The organism is Stenotrophomonas maltophilia group sp. Smal12, from assembly GCF_037079935.1.
Taxonomy (GTDB): Bacteria; Pseudomonadota; Gammaproteobacteria; order Xanthomonadales; family Xanthomonadaceae; genus Stenotrophomonas; species Stenotrophomonas sepilia.
The window spans coordinates 55,567-75,373 of the sequence record NZ_JBAWUK010000019.1; the positions used below are offsets into that span (position 1 = coordinate 55,567).

Sequence of the window (19,807 nt, forward strand, 5' to 3'; positions counted from 1 at the left end):
GGGTTACACTGCCGGGCTCGCCAATCAGGCCTTGTGATTCCTCACCATGCTGCAGAAACTCCGCGACAAGACCTCAGGCTGGATCGTCACCGTGATCCTGGGGCTGCTGATGATTCCGTTCCTGTTCGTGATCGACAACAGCTACCTCGGTGGCGTTGGCGCACAGAACGTGGCCAAGGTTTCCGCGCCGCCCACCTGGTGGCGTTCGGCGCCGTCGTGGTGGCCGGTGCGCATGCTGTGGCAGCACCATGAGATCAGCTCGCAGGATTTCCGCACGCGTTTCGAGCAGGAGCGCATGCGTGAGCGCCAGCAGCAGGGCGACAACTTCGACCCGCGCGCGTTCGAGAGCACCGAGAACAAGATGGCCGTGCTCGATCAGCTGATCGACGAACAGGTCGTGCGTCTGGTCGGTGAACAGGCGGGCGTGGTGATCGGCGACGGCGCGGTGCGCGAGTACATCGCGACCATGCCGGCGTTCCTCGATTCGAACGGCAAGTTCAACGAGAACAACTACCGCCTGGCATTGGCCGGTGGCAATCCGCCGCGTACCCCGACCCAGTTCCAGGAACTGGTGCGTGAGAGCCTGCAGCAGTCGGTGATCCCATCGGGCCTGCAGAGCTCCGGCTTCGTCACCCAGGCCGAGACCGAGCGCCTGTTGAAGCTGCTGGGCGAAACCCGCGACGTCGAGCTGGCCGCGTTGCCGCCCGTACCGGCCGATACCGCGCCGGTCACCGATGATCAGATCAAGAAGTGGTACGACAGCCACGGCAAGGATTTCCGCCAGGCCGAGAGCGTGTCGCTGGAGTACGTCGAGATCAACGGTGCGAACCTGCCGGCACCGACCCCGGCCGATGAAGCGACCCTGCGCAAGCGCTATGAAGAGGAAAAGGCAAAGTTCACCTCGCCGGAGCAGCGCCAGGCCTCGCACATCCTGATCACCGGTGACGGCGCCGAAGCCAAGGCGAACAGGATCGCTGCCGAAGCCAAGGCGGCCGGTGCCGACTTCGCTGCGCTGGCCAAGGCCAATTCGGAAGATCCGGGCTCCAAGGACCAGGGCGGTGACCTGGGTTGGGTCGAGCGCGGTGCGATGGTCAAGCCGTTCGAGGACGCGCTGTTTGCGGCCAAGGCCGGTGACGTGATCGGCCCGGTCAAGACCGAGTTCGGTTACCACATCATCAAGGTGGCCGCTGTGCGCGGTGGCCAGGGCAAGTCGTTCGAGGAAGTGCGTGACACGCTGGCTGCCGAGCAGCTGAAGGCCGACGGCGAGCGCGGCTTCAACGAACTGGCCGGTCGCCTGGTCGATGCCATCAACAAGAGCCCGAGCGACCTGGCGGCCGCCGCCAAGGAAGTGAACCTGCCGCTGCAGACCCTGGGCCCGATCACCCGCGCGACCGCCAGCGGCATCGCCGCTGACCCGGCCGTGCTGCGTGCCGCCTTCTCCGACGTGCTGGTGCAGGACGGTACCGCCAGTGACCCGATCGCCCTGGGCGGCGCGACCAACCACAGCGTGGTCATCCGTGTGGCTGCACACACCCCGGAACAGGCCCTGCCGCTGGACAAGGCCCGCGAACAGGTGATCGCTGCGATCCGTGCTGATCGCCAGCGCCAGGCCAGCGACAAGGCCGCCGATGCCATCCTGGCCAAGCTGAAGGCGGGCGCCACCCTGCAGTCGCTGGCCGCCAGCGAGAAGCTGCAGCTGAGCCCGATGCCGGGCCTGCCGCGCAGCCAGCCGGTGCCGACCCCGGAAATCAACCGCGCGATCTTCAGTGCGCCGGTGCCGGCTGAAGGCAAGCCGAGCTATGGCAAGGTCGACGTCAATGGTCACGCGCTGCTGTTCGCGGTGAACAAGGTCAATCCGAGCGACATCAAGGAAGTGACTGCAGAGCAGCAGAAGCAGCTGAAGGAACAACTGAGCCAGATCGACGGCATGGCCGCGGCCAAGGCCTACATCGAGGCGATGCGCAAGAAGTTCATGATCCAGACCACCGAAGCGAACCTGTAAGCCTCGCGGCGAGCAGATCGAAGAAGGCCCGGCATTGCCGGGCCTTTTTTTTTGTGCGGGCGCTGCTGGAAATTGAATTGTAGAGCCGAGCCCATGCTCGGCTGGCCATGAACCCCGACAAGTCGCAGGCAAGAAAAAAGCCGAGCAGGGGCTCGGCTCTACAGGAGGGCCTGGCCTGCGCGTCAGTCTTCGACGCGCAACACGGCGCCCGGCTTCAGCACGCTGCTGCCGCTCAGGCCGTTCAGCGACAGAAGCGCCTTGACCGGCATGCCATAGCGGCGGGCGATGGTCCAGGCCGATTCACCATCACGCACGGTGTGGCGACGGCTGCGCGGACGATCGGCGATCGCGGCCACGGTCTTGGCGACCTGCGGCGTTGGCGAGGCGGCGGCAGCAGGTACGCTACTGGCCACCAGTGCGGTGGCGGTGTCCGCCACGGTCGCGCTGGCGGCCGAGACCGGCGCCAGCACGCGGGTGGTGCCGGACGAGACGCGTCCACCGCCCGCCAGGGCGGGGTTGAGACGGACGATCCTGGCCGGGTCCAGGGCGCGCTGTGCGGCCCACTGCTGGACGCTGGTGCCGGCGGGCAGGGTGTGGTCCTTCAGTACGGGTACGGTGCGGTCCAGCGAGGCCATGACACCTGGCTGGTCTTCCACGTCTTCCAGCACGCAGGCCAGGGCATGCAGCTTCTCGACGTAGGCATGGGTGACCGGCGACAGGCCGGGCAGCGCCGAGGGCTTGGCGTTCTGCGCGTTCATGCCGGCCTTGCGCATGGATTGCAGCACGCGGTACTCGCCGGCGTTGTAGGCCATGGTGGCCAGGCGCCAGTCACCGCCGAACATGCCGTGCAGGGTCTTCAGGTAGCGCACTGCGGCCTGGGTGGAATCGACCGCCGACAGGCGGCCGTCGTAGCCGTTGGCCATGGGCACACGGTGATTGCGCGCTGTGGTGGCGATGAACTGCCACAGGCCGGTTGGGCCGCTGCCGTTGCGGGCATTGGGCCGGTAGCCGCTTTCCACGAAGGGAATCAGTGCGAACTCGGTGGGCAGGTTGGCCTTGCGCAGTTCTTCGACCACGTAGCCGAACAGCACCAGTGCATCGTCATCCTGGTTGGCCAGGCGCGACGGGGCGTGGGCGAACTGCTTCTGCCAGCGCGGGCTGGTGGCCTCGGCATTGCAGGTGGGCTCGGCCAGGCCATCGCGGAAGCTGGAGAAGATCTCCTGGCCGTTGCGGACCGACGCGGCCGGCAACGCGGCCGGATCCAGCGGCAGGGCGGCGGCGGCGGTCAGGTTCTGGCCGATGCCAGCGCCCAGCGACTGGGCGCCGGCGGTTCCGGCCAGCCCCAGGACCAGGCCCAGGGCCAGCGGCAGACTTCGGCGCATCATGCGCGGAAGCCGTCTTTCCAGTGCCGGAGACCGGCCATCACGTCGACGTCGTCAACGACGTCACGGCCCAGGTGTGCCGACACCGACGCGCGGATCGGCGCCGTGTGCACACGCAGGAACGGATTGCAGTCGAATTCGTTGGCCAGGGTTACCGGCAGGGTGGAACGGTCATCGCGGCGCATGGCCAAAGCCTCCTCTTGGCGCTGCCGCAAGGCAGCGTTGGCGGGGTCGACATGCCGCGCGAAGACGGCATTTGACACGGTGTACTCATGAGCGCAACAAAGCAGCAGTTGCGCGGGCAAGGTACCCAGCTTGCGCATCGATGCCAGCAGCTGGGACGGCGTACCTTCGAACAGGCGTCCACAGCCCAGGCTGAACAACGAATCTCCGCTGAAAAGATGTTCAGCAGTGTGAAACGCGATGTGGCTGCGGGTATGCCCGGGCACGGATAGTACGTGGAACGCCCGGCCCAGTGCCTGAACGCGTTCACCTTCGCCGACCCGTTCGGTTGCCGTGGGGATGCGCTCCTCGACGGGCGCGATCACCCGGACTCCGGGAAAACGTGCCTGCAGCACGGGCACGCCACCGATGTGGTCATCGTGATGATGGGTGAGCAGGATCGTGTCCACGCGCAGGCCCTGATCGGCGAGCGCAAGCACCGGCGCGGCATCGCCGGGATCGACGACCACGGCGGCGCCGTCGTCGTCGATCAAGGTCCAGATGTAGTTGTCCGCAAATGCGGGCAGGGCAGTCAGTCGCATAGAATTGGACCATGCCCGCGCTGCAGAGCACCCGTCAAGCGAGCCAGACCCCGTGGTTCGACAGCGAACCGGCGGAAGCCCTGCGCGTTCTGGAGCGGCAACTGCTGCTGCCGCAGCTGTCGTTGCTGCCGGTGCAGCCCTGGCTGTGGATCGCGCCGAGTGCCGCATGGCTGGACGATGCGCAGCTTGGCGGGCGCGGCCTGCGCCTGTACCGGCAGGGGCACGGCTATGCCGGCGACACCCGCTGTGCGTTGCCGCTGCCGCTGGCCAATGAAAGCGTCAATGCGGTCGTGCTGCAGCATGTCACCGCAGCCGACGCTGATCGGTTGCTCGATGAGTGCGAGCGCGTGCTGATGCCGGGTGGCCACCTGTGGCTGAGCAGCCTCAACCCGTTCAGCCCTTACCGCACGCACTGGCGCCAGCACGGGCTGGTGGTGCGCACGCCGCAGCGGATCCGCCTGCTGCTCGGCCGCCACGGGCTGGAGTGCGACGATATGCGTTTACTCGGCCCGCTCTGGCGCGGCGCCGGCAGCCGTCGCGCGGGCGGTTGGTCGCCACTGCGCGCAGCCTGCCTGTTCCATGCTGAAAAGCGAACGCTGGCCCTGCCCGGGCCGAAACCGTTGCCGGTGCGTTGGCACGGCACCGTTGCTACCTGATCTGGAGTTGTATTGAAAACCATTGAAATCCACACCGACGGTTCCTGCCTTGGCAATCCCGGCCCCGGCGGCTGGGCTGCACTGCTGCGCTACAAGGGCCACGAGCGTGAACTGAGCGGCGGCGAAGCGCACACCACCAACAACCGGATGGAGCTGATGGCGGCCATTTCCGGCCTGGAAACGCTGACCGAGCCGTGCAACATCGTGCTCTACACCGATTCGCAGTATGTGCGGCAGGGCCTGACCCAATGGATGCCCGGCTGGATCCGCAAGAACTGGAAGACCGCCGGCGGTGACCCGGTGAAGAACCGCGAGCTGTGGGAGCGCCTGCATGCGGCCACGCTGCGGCACCAGATCGACTGGCGCTGGGTGAAGGGCCACTCCGGCGATCCGGACAATGAGCGGGTGGATACCCTGGCGCGCAACGCGGCCATCCGGATCCGCGACGCCAGCCCGGTAAACTGAGCCCATGCGTCAGATCATCCTCGATACCGAAACCACCGGCCTGGAGTGGAAGAAGGGCAACCGCATCGTCGAAATCGGCTGCGTGGAGCTGTTCAAGCGCCGCCCGACCGGCAATAACTACCACCAGTACATCAAGCCGGACTGCGAGTTCGAACAGGGCGCGCAGGAAGTCACCGGCCTGACCCTGGAGTTCCTGGCTGACAAGCCGGACTTCGCGCAGATCGCCGATGAATTCCTGGCCTTCATCGATGGCGCCGAGCTGATCATCCACAACGCGGCGTTCGACCTGGGCTTCCTCGACAACGAGCTGTCGTTGCTGGGCCCGCAGTATGGAAAGATCACCGATCGCTGCACGGTGATCGATACCCTGGTGATGGCGCGCGAGCGCTTCCCGGGCCAGCGCAATTCGCTGGATGCGCTGTGCAAGCGCCTGGGCGTGGACAATTCGCACCGTGCGCTGCATGGCGGCCTGCTCGACGCGCAGATCCTGGGTGACGTCTATATCGCGCTGACCTCGGGCCAGGAAGAGATCGGCTTCGGCCTGGGCGACGATGACGGCGGTGGCGCCGGTGCCGCGCTGCAGGCCTTCGATACCAGCAAACTGCTGCCGCGCCCACGCGTGGTGGCCACCCCGTCTGAGCTGGAAGCGCACAGCGCGCGTCTGGAACGACTGCGCAAGAAGGCCGGCTACGCCTTGTGGGATGGCCCGAAGGTGGAAGAGCCCGCCAGCGCGTAATGCCTGGCATGGGGTACTGCCGGCCGCTGGCCGGCAGTACCGTATCCACGCATGGCGTGGATCTGCCGCTTAATGGCAGCGCACCAGGATCACGCTGATGTTGTCGCGGCCACCGCCGTCGAGCGCGGCGGCGACCAGCGTGTCCACGCATTCCTGTGCGCTGGCATCGTCGAAGGCGAGGGTGCGGGCGATGCTGCGGTCGTCCACTTCCTCGGTCAGACCGTCACTGCACAGCAGCAGCTGCATGCCCGGGCGCAGCTCACCGCTGGTGGTGGCCACGTTCAGATGTGCAGGATCGGTCACGCCCAGCGCCTGGGTGACCACGTTGCGATGCGGATGCGCGCGTGCCTGCTCGGCCGTCAGGTTGCCCTGCGCGACCAGCTCCTGCACCACGCTGTGGTCCTGGCTGAGCTGCGCCAGCTGACCATCGCGCCACAGATACGCACGGCTGTCGCCGACCCATGCCACTTCGTAGCGATTGCCCTGCACGCGTGCTGCGACCACGGTGGTGCCCATCGGCAGGGTGTCGTTGCGCCGGCGCGAGGCACGGATGATCTCTTCGTCGGCGGTGCGGATGGCGTGGACCAGCGGCGCGCCACGGCGGATCTCGCGCACGATGGTTTCGCGGGCCAGCGCGCTGGCCACCTCGCCGCAGGCGTGGCCGCCCATGCCATCGGCCACCAGCCACAGGGCCAGCTCGCTGTCACCGTAGTAGGTGTCTTCGTTGAGCTCGCGGCGCAGGCCGGGGTGGGTGAGGTGTCCGAATTCGATCATGGTGTGCGGGGGCGGGGTATTGCTGGGGAGACAGGCATCATCGGGGGGCTGCAGGCATCCGGCAAGGCATGCACTCAGGAAATTTTCACTTCGTTGACCGGAATGACTTGTCGCCGGCCTCGCTTCCTCGTATGATGCGCGTCCCCGGTCCGCCGGGGACCACCCGGAGAGGTGGCAGAGTGGTTGAATGTACCTGACTCGAAATCAGGCAGGCGTTTATAGCGCCTCGGGGGTTCGAATCCCCCCCTCTCCGCCAGACAAAGAAAAAAGCCGCCCACTGGGCGGCTTTTTTCTTGGCCAACGTTCGGGGGATGCAGGCGGTTGTTGTAGTGATCGACACCTCTGATGCGGGGGGATGAGAACCCCCGACGGGGTTCGACGGTTCTGCAGGAGCAGAACCGGACAGCCGTAGGCTGGCCCTGGAGCGCGTAGCGCGGAAGGGGCGGGTGCATGGATGCACCCGACAATCCCACCCTCTCCGCCAGATAAAGAAAAAGGGCTGCCGAAAGGCAGCCCTTTTTCTTTATCTGGCGCGGGACGCGACGCGCTCTGCGCGTCGCCCCACACGTTGCTGCGCAACGTGTGGGCCCCTCCCTTGCCGGCCTCTCCCCGCCCCTGTCGGGGCAGCCCCTCAACAGAGGGGCTTGGTCCGCCAGATGCCTCCGTGAATCCACGCCATGGATGGATGCACATCGGGATTTGCGGCGCAGTGACCATGTCCTGATCCGGCGCGGGACACGACGCGCTTTGCGCGCGTCGCCCCACACGTTGCTGTGCAACGCGTGGGCCCCTCCCTTTGCGGGCCTCTCCCCGCCCCTGTCGGGGCAGCCCCTCAACAGAGGGGCTTGTTCCACCAGATTGCCTCCGTGAATCCACGCCATGCGTGGATGCACATCGGGGTTTGCGGCGTAGTGACCATGTCCTGATCTGGCGCGGGACACGACGCGCTTTGCGCGCGTCGCCCCACACGTTGCTGCGCAACGCGTGGGCCCCTCCCTTTGCCGGCCTCTCCCCGCCCCTGTCGGGGCAGCCTCTCAACAGAGGGGCTTGGTCCTCCAGATGCATCATGGGAGATCCGCGGTGCGTGGATGCTGTTCCTGCTGGCAGGCTCATCCACGCATGGCGTGGATCTACCTGGGATATCCGTGCGGACGCTGCGGGTTACCATGTACGCATCACCTGCTGGAGCTTTCCCCGATGACCGCTGAAATCCTCGTCCCCGTTTCTTTCGGAGAGCTGCTGGACAAGATCTCGATCCTGCAGATCAAGTCCGAGCGCATCAGCGACGAGGGCAAGCTGGCCAATGTGCGCAGGGAGCTGTCGGCGCTGGAGCAGACCTGGATGGCACACCCGGCCGCGGTGAAGGACATCGCCAGGCTGCGTGCCGAGCTGAAGGCGGTCAACGAGCAGCTCTGGGACATCGAGGACGACATCCGGCTGAAGGAGAAGGCGCAGGCGTTCGACCAGGGCTTCATCGACCTGGCGCGCAGCGTCTACCTGCGCAACGACGAACGCGCACGCATCAAGAAGGCGATCAACCTGGCGCTGGGTTCGGCGTACGTGGAAGAGAAGTCCTATCAGGATTACGCGCAGCGCACGTGATCCCGGGCAGTCCGCCGCTCACCCCAGGTGGTCGGCGACGTAGCGTTCGAAGGCGGCGATACCGTCTTCGACGGTAATCAGTTCCATCACATCGTCGAATTCGATCTTGGTGCCCCACTTCAGATCGGTGGCCTGCTTGGCCAGGTACTTGCGCGCTGCGTCGTCGTAGCGGTCCACGCAGTAGCGGCGGTCCGAGTACGGGCCACTACGGTTCGGGTTGCTGGCCGCATGCAGTCCCAGCACCTTGGTGCCCATTGCGTTGGCGATGTGCATCGGGCCCGAGTCCGGGGTCATCACCAGGTTGGCGCGGGCCAGCAGGGCGGGCAGCTGCTTGAGCGTGTCCTTGCCGACCAGGTCCAGTGCCGGCGTCTGCAGCTGCGCTTGGATCGCATCGGCCATGTGGCGCTCCAGTTCGCTGCGGCCACCGCACAGCACCACCCGCCAACCGCGCTGGACGGCATGGTTGGCCACCGCGGCGTAGCGGTCGGCGTACCAGTTGCGGCGCACGTGGCTGGAACAGGGTGAGATCATCAGCACCGGGCGGCCATCGTCCTGCCACTGCGCGGCGGCCCACTCGAAGGCGGACGGCGGCACGGCCAGATCCCAGCTGACTTCGGTCTGGCGCAGGCCCAGCGGCTCGCAGAAGCTGCCGATGGCATCCAGCACGTGGATGCCGGGGCGATCGGGAATACGCTCGTTGATGAAGAGCCCGTGCAGGTCCTTGGAGCGGCTGCGGTCGTATCCGATGCGGCGCTCGGCCGGAATGAAGGCCGACAGCAGGTTGGCGCGGAACGCGACCTGCATCTGCAACAGCGCTTCAAAGCGCCCCGGTGGCAGTTGCCTGCGCAGTTCCTTGACCCCGGCCATGCCGCTCTTCTTGTCGTAGGCATGGAAGGTGACGCCGGGCAGGCCGCCAAGCAGCTTGTGGCCAACCTTGTCGATGATCCAGTGGATCGGCGTGTCCGGGCGCGCAGCCTGCAGGGTGCGCACCAGGGGCACCACGTGGGTGACGTCGCCGAGTGCGGACAGGCGCAGGAGGCACAAGGAGGAGGACGCTGATGCCATGTGTTGTTAGACTCAATGAAATGGTCGCATTCGACGCCAATGAAGCGCTGACGCCATGCCGCGAGGGTCGCGGCATCGGGGCCATTCTGTTCGACCGCGAGCGGCTGCGGCAAGCCGATATTGGCCTGTTCTCGCCCCAGCACTGGGGCAGCAAGGCCCGCCCGGTGGGCGAGGGCGGCCGCGGCAGCGCCTGGTTCGTCGATGCGCCGTTCGGTGCCAGCGTGCTGCGCCACTACCTGCGCGGCGGCATGGCGGCCCGGATCAGCCTCGACCAATACCTCTGGCGCGGCTCGGACCGGACCCGCAGCTTCGCCGAATTCCGCTTGATGCGCGCGCTGCGCGAGAAGAAGTTGCCGGTGCCACGGCCGATCGCCGCGTTCTACATGCGCGAAGGCCTGCGCTACCGGGCCGCGATCCTGATGGAACGGATCGAAGGCGTGCGCTCGCTGGCCGACCGCGCACTGGTTGCGGGCCGCGGCGCGCCCTGGGAGGAGGCCGGGCGGCTGATCGCCCGTTTCCACCGTGCCGGCCTGGACCATGCCGACCTCAACGCGCACAACATCCTGTTCGATGGCAGTGGCCATGGCTGGCTGATCGATTTCGACCGTGGGGTGATCCGCATCCCGGCCACCGGCTGGCGCGAACGCAACCTCAAGCGGTTGCTGCGCTCGCTGGTCAAGCTGCGCGGCGAGCGCAGCGTGGAAGACGTGCAGAAGGACTACGCACGGCTGCGCCGTGCCTATGACATGGCCTGGAACCGGGGCACCTGATGGACTGGTCGTTGCGTTTCCTCGGCGTCGGCAACGCGTCGGCGGTCGAGCTGGGATCGCCGATGTCGGTGATCGAGCGCGGTGGTCGCCCGTGGCTGACCATCGATTGCGGCGGTGAAGGCCTCACCGCGTTCAAGGCGCACTACGGGCAGATGCCGCAGGCGCTGTTCGTCACCCATGTGCACCTGGACCATGTGGCCGGCTTCGAGCGCCTGTTCGTGGACACTTTCTTCAATGCGAACCGGCGCGGCAAGGTGCGCCTGTACGTGCCTGCCACGGTGGTGCCGCTGCTGCACAAGCGCATTGGTGACTATCCGAACGTGCTGGCCGAGGGCGGTGCGAATTTCTGGGATGCCTTCCACCTGATCGTGGTGGGCGAGGCGTTCTGGCATGAGGGGGTGCGCCTGGAGGTGTTTCCGGTGCGCCATCACTGGCCGGAGACGGCCTATGGCCTGCGCCTGCAGGGCGCGCTGACCTGGAGCGGCGATACCCGGCCGATTCCGGAGATGCTGGCGCGCTACGCCAACGACAACGAACTGATCGCCCACGACTGCGGCCTGCACGGCAACCCGTCACACACGGGCGTGGACGACTTGGAGCGTGAGTACAGCATCGAACTGCAGGCGCGGATGATGCTCTACCACTACGCCAGCGTGGCCGATGGCCAGGCGCTGGCCGCGCGCGGGCACCGCGTGGCGCAGCCGGGGCAGTGCGTGCCGCTGGCCGACCCGACCGCGCCGCACGTACTGGTGCAGGATCCGCCGTGAGCAGGACCGGCCAGCCCGCCGATGCGGCGCTGGCCGCCGAACTGGAGGCGCTGGAGCGCGCGCGGTAGTAGCGCGGGGCCATGCCCGGCAAAGGGCGCCAACCAGGGTTGGCATCTACCAGAGGCGAGGGCGTCGCCGGAAAAGGCGGTGGCCCCGCCGGCTGGCCTCGGCGCCCGCGTCGATCGATACCGTTGCTGCCTTCCGGCCCTGGCGGGGTTTTCGACCTAGCGTCGCGAGGGGCCGACGGGGCCACCATAGAGACGTTGGCCGCCCGGTGGGCGGCCAGTTCACGGATCAGGGGAAGCAGCGCGCGATGCGCTGGAGACCACAGCCGGACCGCACATCGGATTACCGATGGCAGGCCCTCATTCTAGCGCAGGCCGGGCCATCGACGCCAGCTTCACGCACTGAACCGGCTGTAACCCGTTCCTGGCCACGGCGGCCGGGCGTGGCCCCCGTTGCTAGAATGCCGGCCAGGAGGAACGACCTCCCCCACATCGGGAATCAAAGACCAGGACGGCCTGGCCCTACCAAGAGGAGGGCCGTCATGGCCTGGATCTATCTATTGTTTGCCGGCCTGCTGGAAATCGTCTGGGCCGTATCCATGAAGCAGTCCGAAGGCTTCACCCGGCTCACCCCCACCGTGGTCACGATCATCGGCATGATCGCCAGCTTCTGGCTGCTGGCGGTGGCCATGCGCAGCCTGCCGCTGGGCACCGCCTATACGATCTGGACCGGCATCGGCGCGGTCGGCGCGTTCGTGGTCGGCATCGTGTTCCTGGGTGAGCAGGTCAGCCCGATGCGGATCGGTGCAGCGGTGCTGATTGTTTCCGGCCTGGTGCTGATGAAACTCTCCAGTAGCTGAATTATTTACTCATGGCGGGGATGGATTCCCCGCCACATACAGCGATATGCATTTTCGGCAAAACCATTCTGTTGGCCCCTTTTATTTGACGTGCGTCATGAAAATAACGCGCGCGATTCACATGCCGCTGGCACCGCCGGTCGCACAGTGCCGCCATTCGTCGGGCGAAATCGGGGAGTTTTCGCCTTGAGGGACACGCTGACGTACCTGTCCCTGGGTGCGATCAGGTGAAGATGTGAAGATTTTCAGGAGTTAATGCCTTCAGGCCTTGTTCCCGTATCGGGAGCAGGGGTGGCCTGCATTGTCTCCAAAAAAACCTGCCAGCTGTGCCATCCGGTCTTTTCATGGAGATTTACCGATGAACCGCATTTACCGTCTGGTTTTCAATCGTGCCCTTGGGGTAATGCAGGTTGCTTCGGAGGTCGCCCTGAATCCCGGGGGGAGCGCGGTCAGCGCAGGGCGGATACCGCGATTGCGGACGCACCAGCTGGCGGCGGCATTGGCCGCCACACTGGCCAGTGGATCGGCATTCGCGGCGTGTACGGGTACCACGACCGTAAACTGCGACAGCACCACCACCATCAACAATTACTCCAACGCGACCAACGGCCTCACGCTGAACATCGCTGCGGGTGCATTGCTGCGTACGCCGCCGATCGTAGGTGGAGGCAACGCAGCAACGCTGACCGGCGACAACGTGACGGTCAACAACAATGGCACGATCGATCCGAGCTCGATCGTCCTTGCCTCGCCCGGCCTGGTCATCGGCAATGGTTCCGCCAACAACAGCGCGATCGTCGTCAACAACAACGCCAGTGGACAGATCAAGGGTGTCGTCAACATCGCAACGCTGCTGGGCTTCGGTGGACAGGCGCTGGTGGCACAGAACGTCAACGGCACCACCACCATCAACAACGCCGGCCTGATCAGCACGTCGTTGATCGGCGCAGGCAGCGTTTCCGACGCGACCACGGTGGTGACCTACGGTGGTGCGGCAGCCAATGTGACCAACACCGGCACCATCGACGGGCGTGTCGGCCTGGGCGCTTCTGGCGGTAATACGTTCCTCAATGCAGGGGCGGTCAGTGGCAGCGTTCACCTGGGTGATTCAACCGGCGGCAATACCTTCACCGCAGTGTCGGGTTCCAGCGTTGTGGCCGGCGGTGGCACCGCCCTTGCCGGCGTGATTACGGGTGTTACCGGGGTGAAGGTTGCGGCAGCGGGAACGGTCGACGCGGGTACCGGCAGCGGTGCGGGCAACAACGCGCTGGTGCTGCAGAACAGTTCCGCCGGTCCCGGGTCAGGCACCGGCGGAGCGGTGACCACACTGGGCTGGAACCAGTACCTCAACTTCCAGAAGCTCACCGTCAACAGCGGTACCTGGAACCTGCAGGGCGCATGGGGCGCATCCGGCCCGACGACGCTCAATGATGGCCTGGTCAATTTCAACAATGCCGGTTCATTCGGCACAGGGCTGTTCACGGCCAACGGCGGTGCCATCGCATCCTCCACGGCCGGTCTGAATCTGGCCAATGCGTTCAACCTCGGCGGCAATCTATCCCTGGCCGGGACCAATGCGTTCGGCTTGAATGGCGTGCTTTCAGGCGCTGGTGGGCTGACGGTCAGCAACACCGGCATTGTTACTCTCGGCGGCGCAAACCTGTTCTCCGGGGGCGTCAACCTCAATGCCGGCGGCCTGCTGCTGGGCAATGCCGGTGCACTCGGCAGCGGCAACCTGACCGTCGGTGGCAGCGCCTCGCTGGATACGACGGCAGGCTTCACCCTGGGCAACAACCTGGTGGTCAATGGCGGGGCTCGCTGAACCTGCTGGGCAGCAATGCGCTGACATTGAGTGGCTCGATATCCGGTGCCGGCAACGTGACCAAGAACGGTGCCGGCACGCTGACCTTGAACGGTGCCAATTCGCTGAGCGGCAGCTTCAACCTGGCCGGGGGCACGTTGGCGCTGGGCGCGGGCGGCAGCCTGTCGCCCACCGGTGCGATCTCGCTGGACATTGGCACCAGCCTGGATCTTTCGGCGGCGGCCAACCAGACCATCGGCTCGCTGGCCGGCCTCGGCGGTTCGGTCAACCTCGGCAGCCACACCCTGACCCTGGGCGGGCTGGGCAATACCAGCTACAGCGGCACGTTCGCCGCAGGCACCGGCGGCCTGATCAAGGTCGGCACCGGTGTGCAGACCCTGTCGGGCGTCAACAGCCTCACGGGCGGTGTTGCGCTCAACGCCGGTGGCTTGTTGCTGGGCAATGCCGCCGCGCTGGGCAGCGGTACACTCTCTGTCGGCGGCAACACCACCTTCGACGGCACCACGGCGCTGGCGCTGACCAATGCTGTCAGCCTCGCATCGGGTGCCAGCCTGAATCTGCTTGGCGGGCAGGCGCTGACGTTCAACGGGGTGATCAGCGGCGCTGGCGGCCTGATCAAGGATGGTGCATCGTCGCTGACCCTCAACGGCGCCAATACGTTCGGCGGTGGTCTGGCACTCAACGCGGGCAGCCTGGTGCTGGGCAACGGCGGTGCACTGGGAACCGGGGCACTGAACGTCGGCGGCGCGGTATCGCTCGACGCCAGCGCCGGGCTCGCCGTGGGCAATGGCATCACGCTTGGCGCCGGTGGTTCGCTCAATGTGCTGGGCTCGAATGCGCTGACGCTGGGGGGTGTCATTGGTGGGGGCGGCAGCCTGGTCAAGAACGGCGCTGCCACGCTGACGTTGGGCGGCGCGAACACGTTCACTGGTGGGCTGGCGGTAAATGCCGGAACGGTGGCATTGGCCAGTGGTGGCAGCCTGGCGGCGACCGGCGCGGTCAGCCTGGCCGGCGCTGGCAGCGCACTGGATATCTCGCTGGGTGGCAACCAGACCATCGGTGCATTGTCCGGTGTGGCGGGCAGCACCCTGGCGCTGGGCAGCAGCACGCTCACCTTCGGTGATGCCACCAACCAGACCTTCGCCGGCGTGATCGGCGGCACCGGTGGGCTGATCAAGCAGGGTACCGGCGTGCAGACGCTGACCGGTGCCAGTACCTTCAGCGGTGGGGTGAATCTTGCGGCCGGTGGCCTGGTGCTGGGCAACGCCGGTGCGCTGGGAAGCGGTGCGTTGACGGTCAGTGGCAACGGCTCGCTGGACGCCACTGTGGCGCTGAACCTGGGCAATGCGATCAACCTCGGCGCGGCCCTGACCCTGCCGGGCAGCCAGGACCTGACCCTGGGCGGCAACATCACCGGCACCGGCAGCCTGGTCAAGAATGGCGCGTCGACACTGACCTTGAACGGCACCAACACCTTCAGCGGTGGACTGAATGCAAACGCCGGCAGCCTGCTGCTGGGTAACAGCGGCGCGCTCGGTACCGGAGTACTGGGCATCGGCGGCAACGTCACGCTCGATGGCAGCGCCCCGTTGAGCCTGACCAACAATGTTGACCTGGGCGCGGGTGCGGCGCTGTCGTTGCCGGGCTCGCAGGCGATCACGCTGGGTGGCGTGGTGTCCGGTACCGGCAGGCTGGTGAAGAACGGTGCCAGCACGTTGACCCTCAACGGCGCCAACAGCTTCGGTGGTGGGCTCACCGTCAACGGCGGCGGCGTGTTCCTGGGGAACGCCGGCGCACTGGGCACCGGTGCACTGTCGGTGGGCGCCACTGCAACGCTGGACAGTTCGGTCGCGCTGAACCTCGCCAACAACGTCAACCTCGGGGCAGGCGCGGCGCTGGATCTGCTGGGCAGCCAGGACGTGTCACTGGGCGGTCTCACCAGTGGCACTGGCAGCCTGGTCAAGAATGGTACGGCCACGCTGGCGTTGAATGGACCCAACACCTTCAGCGGGGGCGTCGGCCTCAACGCGGGCCTGCTGCAGCTGGGCAATGCGCAGGCACTGGGTACCGGCCAGCTGGACGTGGGCGGTAACGCTTCGCTGGATGCAACGACTGCACTCACCGTAGGCAACCTCATCGGCCTGGCCGCCGGTGCGAATCTCTCCGTGCTGGGCGGCAATGACCTGACGCTCACCGGTCCGGTATTCGGTGCCGGTGGGCTGATCAAGGACGGCGCGGCCCGCCTCACCCTGTCCGGCGCCAACCTCTACACCGGTGGCACCACCATCAACGCCGGCACGCTGGCGCTGGGGGCGGGCGGCAGTCTTGCCGCGGCCGGCGCGGTGGATCTTGCGGGTGCCGGTGCGACGCTGGACATCTCCGCAGCCGGTGCGGCGCAGACCATCGGCGCGCTGAATGGCGTGGCAGGCAGCCAGCTGGTGCTGGGCGCGCAGTCGCTGACCTTTGGCGGCGCCAGCAGTGGCAGCTTTGCCGGCGTGATCGATGGTACCGGCGGCCTGATCAAGACCGGTGCCGGCGTGCAGACGCTGTCCGGTGCCAATACTTTCAGTGGTGGCCTTGCACTCAACGACGGTGGCCTGATTCTCGGCAACGCCAGCGCACTCGGTACCGGTGCACTGGGCATTGGTGGCACGACCACGCTGGACAGCACCGTGGCGCTGAACCTGGCCAACGCAGTGAACTTCGGTGCCGGTACGCAGCTGACCCTGGGCGGCAGCAACGATCTCACCCTCGGTGGCGTGGTGGCCGGCAATGGCGGCCTGATCAAGAACGGTGCGGGCCTGCTGACCCTCAACAACACCAATACCTTCGATGGCGGCCTGACCTTGAACGGCGGTGGCCTGGTGGTCGGTGCGAATGGTGCGCTCGGTACCGGCGCGCTGGCGGTGAATGCCAGCACCACGCTGGACGCGGGCGCGGCAGTGACACTCGGCAATGCGGTCACGCTGGGCTCGGGCGTCGTACTGACGTTGCCGGGCAGCAATGCGCTGACGCTGTCGGGCGTGGTCGGCGGCAATGGCAGCCTGGTCAAGAATGGTGCCACCACGCTGACGCTGTCCGGTGCCAACACCTACAGCGGCGGTACCACCATCAATGCCGGCACGTTGGCGCTGGGCGCGGGCGGCAGCCTTGCTGCAGCGGGTGATGTCACGTTGGGTGCAGGCGCTGGCTTTGATATTTCCGGTGCCGGCAGCAGCCAGACCATCGGCGCGCTCAACGGTGCGGGTGGCAGCACCCTGGCGCTGGGCGGCAATTCGCTCACCTTCGGTACGGCCGGCAACGCCGCGTTCGATGGCGTGATCAGTGGCGGCGGCGGTCTGATCAAAGCAGGCGCGGGCGTACAGACGCTGTCCGGTGCCAACACGTTTGGCGGCGGCGTAACGCTCAACGCGGGCGGACTGGTGCTTGGCAATGATGCGGCGTTGGGCACCGGTGCATTGACCGTTGGTGGTGCCGCCACGCTGGATACCACCGGCCTGGCAACGCTGGCCAACAACATCGCGCTCAACGCCGGGCTGACCGTGCTCGGGACCAATGCACTGACGCTCAACGGCGTCCTGTCCGGAGCCGGCAGCCTCACCAAGAATGGCAGCGCGACGCTGACCTTGAACGGCGCCAACACCTATACCGGTGGCACCAACATCAATGCCGGCACGCTGGCGCTGGGGGCCGGTGCCAGCCTGGCGGCGAGCGGTACCGTGAACCTCGCCACGGGTGCCACGCTGGATCTGTCTGCCGGCAGCGGCACGCAGCAGTTCGGCACGCTGGTCGGCAATGGTACGGTGAACCTCGGTGCCAACTCGCTCGAGGTCGGCGGCGCCACCGATGGCACCTTCAGTGGCTCGATCGCAGGCACCGGTGGCCTGACCAAGGTGGGCGCGGGCATCGAAACGCTGACCGGTGCCAATACCTACACCGGCGGCACCTTCATCAACGCTGGCACGCTGGCGATTGGTCCGGGCGGCAGCCTGGCCGCGACCGGCGCGGTGACGCTGAGCGCTGCGGGCACCGGCTTCGACATCTCCACCGCAGGTGCCAACCAGACCATCGGATCGTTGAACGGCGTGGCCGGCTCGACGGTGAGCCTGGGGGCACAGACGCTGATACTCGGTGGTGTGGGCAACAGCCTCTTCGATGGCGCGATTTCCGGCACCGGTGGCCTGGTCAAGAATGGCGCCGGCATCCTCACGCTGGGTGGCGCCAATCTGTTCAGTGGTGGCGTTGCACTGAATGGCGGTGGCCTGGTGGTCGGCAACAGCGCCGCGCTCGGCAGCGGCGCGTTGACGGTCGGAAGCAACGCAACGCTGGATGCAACGACCGGCGTCAGCCTTGCCAACAACATCGGGCTGGCAGCGGGTGCCAGCCTCGATCTGCTCGGCAGCCAGGCGCTGACGCTGGGGGGCGTGATTTCCGGCACGGGCGGACTGATCAAGGACGGTGCGGCCACCGTAACCCTGAGCGGTGCCAACACCTACACCGGGGGGACCACCATCAACAGCGGCACACTGGCAATCGGTGCCGGTGGCAGCCTCGCCGCAACCGGTGCGGTGAACCTGGCCGGTGCGGGCACGCTCGACATCTCCGCGGGTAACCAGGCCATCGGTTCGCTGGCCGGCGTTGCAGGCAGCACGGTGGCGCTGGGCGGCAGCACACTGACCCTGGGCGGCACCGTGGACAGCACCTTCAGCGGTGTGATCGGCGGCAGTGGCGGCCTGATCAAGAACGGTGCGGGCGTGCAGACGCTCAATGGCGCCAACACTTTCAGCGGTGGCGTGGCGCTCAACGCCGGTGGCCTGGTGGTCGGCAACAATGCTGCGCTGGGCACCGGTACGGTGACGGTCGGAGGCGCTGCGACGCTCGATTCGAACACTGCGGTCATCCTCGGCAACAACTTCATCCTCAGCAACGCGTTGACCGTCCTGGGCAGCAACAACCTCACCCTCAACGGCAACCTGAGTGGTACCGGCAGCCTGACCAAGGAGGGTGCCGCGACGCTGACCTTGAACGGCACCAACACCTATACCGGCGGCACCAACATCAACGCTGGTACGCTGGCACTGGGTGCGGGCGCGAGCCTGTACGCCAGTGGCATCGTCAACCTGGCCTCGGGGGCGACCTTCGATCTGTCGGCAGGCAGCGGCACGCAGCAGTTCGGTACCCTGATCGGCAACGGCACGGTGAATCTGGGCGCCAACACGCTGACGATCGGAGACGCCACCAATGGCACGTTCAGTGGCTCGGTGGCCGGCTCCGGTGGGCTGATCAAGGAAGGCTCCGGTACCCAGACGTTGACCGGCACCAACACCTTCACCGGTGGCACCACCATCAACGCCGGCACGCTGGCGATCGGCGCCGGTGGCAGCCTCGCTGCGACGGGTGCGGTGAACCTGGCCAACGCCGGTACCACCTTCGACATCAGTGCGGGGGGCGCGCAGGCGATCGGTTCGCTGGCAGGCGTGGCAGGCTCTTCAGTGGCGTTGGGTGGCAGCACGCTGACCCTCAATGGCGTGGGCAATACCACGTTCGCCGGCACCATCGGAGGTGCAGGGGGGCTGGTAAAGAACGGCGCAGGCATCCAGGGCTTGACTGGCGTCAACGTCTTCACGGGCGGCGTGACCCTCAATGCCGGTGGCCTGCTACTGGGCAACGACGGTTCGCTGGGAACCGGTGCGCTGACCGTAGGCGGCAACGCCAGCCTGGATGGCACCAGCGCGCTGACGCTGGCCAACACCGTGCAGCTGGCCAGCGGCACGCTGACTCTGGGCGGCAGCAACGCACTGACCTTGAACGGCCCGATCAGCGGCGCTGGCGGCCTGCTGAAGGATGGCGCGGCGACGGTCACCCTCGGCGGTGCGAGTACCTATACCGGTGCCACCACCATCAACAGTGGCACGCTGGCGGTGGCGGCCGGTGGCAGCCTGTCCGGTGCCAGCACGGTCAACCTGGCCGGTGCCGGTACGCTGGATATCAGTGCCGGTGGCAGCCAGAGTGTTGGCGCGCACTTAAAACTGACCCAGGCTGCGCGTTGAACTTTGACCCACCCGGTGTACGGGGCTGAGGGTATCAGTTGGTGGTCTGGGTGGTGGCCTCCTTTGCCCTGATTCTGGCTTTGGTCT

12 protein-coding genes, 1 tRNA gene, 1 other RNA gene and 1 pseudogene are annotated in these 19,807 nt (G+C 66.6%); 10 read left to right on the top strand and 5 right to left on the bottom strand.

Annotated features, from left to right (window positions below):
- Positions 1–46 precede the first annotated feature (46 nt).
- Entirely contained in the window at positions 47–2,002 is a 1,956-nt protein-coding gene (locus WDC87_RS10585; RefSeq protein ID WP_252744586.1) for a peptidyl-prolyl cis-trans isomerase, read from the top strand.
- Positions 2,003–2,184: 182 nt separating this feature from the next.
- Here the strand turns inward: WDC87_RS10585 and WDC87_RS10590 are convergent, their stop codons facing one another.
- Together WDC87_RS10590 and gloB are read right to left on the bottom strand one after the other, a co-directional pair.
- Positions 2,185–3,387 carry a lytic transglycosylase domain-containing protein gene (locus tag WDC87_RS10590; protein ID WP_072168262.1) on the bottom strand — a complete coding sequence of 401 codons (1,203 nt, stop codon included), beginning with the start codon at positions 3,385–3,387 and terminating at the stop codon, positions 2,185–2,187.
- Positions 3,384–4,148, bottom strand: coding sequence for a hydroxyacylglutathione hydrolase (gloB, locus tag WDC87_RS10595; RefSeq protein ID WP_180869541.1), 765 nt, complete (start codon positions 4,146–4,148; stop codon positions 3,384–3,386). Before gloB ends, WDC87_RS10590 begins: the two co-directional genes overlap by 4 nt.
- A gap of 11 nt (positions 4,149–4,159) precedes the next feature.
- On the opposite strand from gloB, the gene WDC87_RS10600 reads away from it, so the two are divergent.
- Genes WDC87_RS10600 through dnaQ form a run of 3 tightly spaced genes read left to right on the top strand, consistent with a single transcriptional unit; the run spans position 4,160 to position 6,005 of the window.
- Complete coding sequence (locus WDC87_RS10600; protein WP_252744585.1) at positions 4,160–4,804, top strand: methyltransferase domain-containing protein; 645 nt, start codon at positions 4,160–4,162, stop codon at positions 4,802–4,804.
- A 12-nt stretch (positions 4,805–4,816) separates the two neighbouring features.
- A complete protein-coding gene (gene rnhA / locus WDC87_RS10605; RefSeq protein ID WP_088496270.1) occupies positions 4,817–5,269 on the top strand; it encodes a ribonuclease HI in 453 nt (150 codons plus the stop codon).
- 4 nt (positions 5,270–5,273) lie between these two features.
- The gene (gene dnaQ, locus WDC87_RS10610) at positions 5,274–6,005 is read left to right on the top strand and encodes a DNA polymerase III subunit epsilon (RefSeq protein ID WP_049415209.1); all 732 of its coding nucleotides are present in this window, start codon (positions 5,274–5,276) and stop codon (positions 6,003–6,005) included.
- Between the two features lie 69 nt (positions 6,006–6,074).
- On the opposite strand, the gene WDC87_RS10615 is transcribed toward dnaQ, so the two are convergent.
- Complete coding sequence (locus WDC87_RS10615) at positions 6,075–6,779, bottom strand: PP2C family serine/threonine-protein phosphatase (RefSeq protein WP_061479956.1); 705 nt, start codon at positions 6,777–6,779, stop codon at positions 6,075–6,077.
- Between the two features lie 165 nt (positions 6,780–6,944).
- Between WDC87_RS10615 and WDC87_RS10620 the strand changes: the two genes are divergently transcribed.
- Together WDC87_RS10620 and WDC87_RS10625 are read left to right on the top strand one after the other, a co-directional pair.
- Positions 6,945–7,035: transfer RNA gene (locus WDC87_RS10620), tRNA-Ser, on the top strand.
- A gap of 941 nt (positions 7,036–7,976) precedes the next feature.
- Positions 7,977–8,381: a DUF6165 family protein gene (locus tag WDC87_RS10625; protein WP_061479957.1), complete on the top strand. Its 405-nt coding sequence runs from the start codon at positions 7,977–7,979 to the stop codon at positions 8,379–8,381.
- Between the two features lie 18 nt (positions 8,382–8,399).
- Here the strand turns inward: WDC87_RS10625 and WDC87_RS10630 are convergent, their stop codons facing one another.
- Positions 8,400–9,446: a glycosyltransferase family 9 protein gene (locus WDC87_RS10630; protein WP_111007460.1), complete on the bottom strand. Its 1,047-nt coding sequence runs from the start codon at positions 9,444–9,446 to the stop codon at positions 8,400–8,402.
- Positions 9,447–9,466: 20 nt separating this feature from the next.
- Between WDC87_RS10630 and WDC87_RS10635 the strand changes: the two genes are divergently transcribed.
- Positions 9,467–10,216: a 3-deoxy-D-manno-octulosonic acid kinase gene (locus tag WDC87_RS10635; RefSeq protein WP_072168257.1), complete on the top strand. Its 750-nt coding sequence runs from the start codon at positions 9,467–9,469 to the stop codon at positions 10,214–10,216.
- Complete coding sequence (locus tag WDC87_RS10640) at positions 10,216–10,983, top strand: MBL fold metallo-hydrolase (RefSeq protein WP_227836582.1); 768 nt, start codon at positions 10,216–10,218, stop codon at positions 10,981–10,983. The genes WDC87_RS10635 and WDC87_RS10640 overlap by 1 nt, the downstream gene beginning before the upstream one ends.
- 156 nt (positions 10,984–11,139) lie before the next feature.
- On the opposite strand, the gene ffs is transcribed toward WDC87_RS10640, so the two are convergent.
- Positions 11,140–11,230, bottom strand: an RNA gene (gene ffs / locus WDC87_RS10645) — signal recognition particle sRNA small type.
- A 300-nt stretch (positions 11,231–11,530) separates the two neighbouring features.
- On the opposite strand from ffs, the gene sugE reads away from it, so the two are divergent.
- Both sugE and WDC87_RS10655 read left to right on the top strand, forming a co-directional pair.
- Positions 11,531–11,848, top strand: a complete 318-nt coding sequence (gene sugE / locus WDC87_RS10650) for a quaternary ammonium compound efflux SMR transporter SugE (protein ID WP_005415486.1) — start codon at positions 11,531–11,533, stop codon at positions 11,846–11,848.
- A 358-nt stretch (positions 11,849–12,206) separates the two neighbouring features.
- Positions 12,207–19,687 (top strand): annotated as a pseudogene (locus WDC87_RS10655) (autotransporter-associated beta strand repeat-containing protein); the annotation flags it as partial.
- Positions 19,688–19,807: the final 120 nt, after the last annotated feature.

Excerpts from the sequence above, each read along its gene's own strand:
- WDC87_RS10585 (WP_252744586.1), top strand. The coding sequence starts at position 47 with ATGCTGCAGAAACTCCGCGACAAGACCTCAGGCTGGATCGTCACCGTG.
- WDC87_RS10590 (WP_072168262.1), bottom strand. The coding sequence starts at position 3,387 with ATGATGCGCCGAAGTCTGCCGCTGGCCCTGGGCCTGGTCCTGGGGCTG.
- gloB (WP_180869541.1), bottom strand. The coding sequence starts at position 4,148 with ATGCGACTGACTGCCCTGCCCGCATTTGCGGACAACTACATCTGGACC.
- WDC87_RS10600 (WP_252744585.1), top strand. The coding sequence starts at position 4,160 with ATGCCCGCGCTGCAGAGCACCCGTCAAGCGAGCCAGACCCCGTGGTTC.
- dnaQ (WP_049415209.1), top strand. The coding sequence starts at position 5,274 with ATGCGTCAGATCATCCTCGATACCGAAACCACCGGCCTGGAGTGGAAG.
- WDC87_RS10615 (WP_061479956.1), bottom strand. The coding sequence starts at position 6,779 with ATGATCGAATTCGGACACCTCACCCACCCCGGCCTGCGCCGCGAGCTC.
- WDC87_RS10625 (WP_061479957.1), top strand. The coding sequence starts at position 7,977 with ATGACCGCTGAAATCCTCGTCCCCGTTTCTTTCGGAGAGCTGCTGGAC.
- WDC87_RS10630 (WP_111007460.1), bottom strand. The coding sequence starts at position 9,446 with ATGGCATCAGCGTCCTCCTCCTTGTGCCTCCTGCGCCTGTCCGCACTC.
- WDC87_RS10635 (WP_072168257.1), top strand. The coding sequence starts at position 9,467 with ATGGTCGCATTCGACGCCAATGAAGCGCTGACGCCATGCCGCGAGGGT.
- WDC87_RS10640 (WP_227836582.1), top strand. The coding sequence starts at position 10,216 with ATGGACTGGTCGTTGCGTTTCCTCGGCGTCGGCAACGCGTCGGCGGTC.
- sugE (WP_005415486.1), top strand. The coding sequence starts at position 11,531 with ATGGCCTGGATCTATCTATTGTTTGCCGGCCTGCTGGAAATCGTCTGG.